Genomic DNA, 1,044 nt, shown 5'->3' with positions numbered 1-1,044 from the left:
TGCGTATTCCAATGAAACCGGACAGGAATTCCGATCTTTAACCGGACGCTTATTCCAGCGTTATACCGGACGCGGTTCCGAGGCTAAGCCAGACGGCCGCAATGTCTCTGGGTCGTGGTTTATCAATGTCGGCGTATATCGGCTCGGTCAAGCCTGAGTTGCATCCTCGGCTGACAGGTTTCGATGTTTGCGCAGGCTCTCGCCGGAAAGTTCGATGCGATAGGCGTTGTGAACAAGGCGATCCAACACGGCATCAGCGATCGTGGGATTGCCGATCATATCGTACCAGTGGTCCACGGGGATCTGGCTGGTAACGATGGTCGAGCGCTGCTCGTAGCGATCTTCGACAATCTCCAGGAGATCGCGTCGTTGCTCGTCGCTGAGCTTCTCCGGTCCCCAATCGTCCAGGATCAGAAGGTCGGTCTTGGCCAGGCTCTTGAGCAGCTTCGCATAGCGGCCGTCGCCTCGTGCCAGGGCGAGTGAGGCGAATAGCCGGGGGACGCGGTGGTAGGCGACGGAAAGGTCCTCACGGCATGCCTTGTGGCCAAGGGCGCAGGCCAACCAGCTTTTGCCGACGCCGGCCGGCCCGATCAATAGCAAGGAGTGCCGCTGCCTGATCCAGTCGCAGGTGGAAAGCTTGAGGAAGAGGTTGCGATCGAGACCGCGCGCTGCTCGGAAATCGGTATTCTCAATTTGGGCGTCATGGCGCAGCCTGGCGGCACGGGCTCTAGCTTCGAAGCGCTTCTGGCGACGTGAGGTCTGTTCCCGTTCGAGCAGGATCGCGAGCCATTCGCCGTGCTGGAGGCTTCTCGCTTCCGGTTGCATCTCCAGTTCCTGGAAGGCGGAAGCCATGCCGGAAAGGCCGAGCTGGCGCAGCGTGTCGACGGTGGGATTAGTCAGCATTCTCGATTGTCTCCTTAATGAAAGTAGGCTTTGCCGCGAAGATTGGCATGCTCGCCGACAGCGGCGGGTTCGGCGGAATGTCGTGGTGCCTTGTAGGTGCTGATGAGTGCGCTGATGCTTTTGCAAGTCAGTCCGCCGATC

At 59.6% G+C, this 1,044-nt stretch carries 1 protein-coding gene; it reads right to left on the bottom strand.

Going from position 1 to position 1,044, the window contains the following annotated elements; all coding sequences use genetic code 11:
• Positions 1–147 precede the first annotated feature (147 nt).
• Entirely contained in the window at positions 148–903 is a 756-nt protein-coding gene (gene istB / locus AC1DNK_RS29965) for an IS21-like element helper ATPase IstB (protein WP_477944867.1), read from the bottom strand.
• Positions 904–1,044 lie beyond the last annotated feature (141 nt).

This window comes from Rhizobium sp. 01N424 (genome assembly GCF_056399485.1).
The sequence above is the reverse complement of the archived record's forward strand: the minus strand, read 5'-3'. Positions and strand labels throughout refer to the sequence as shown.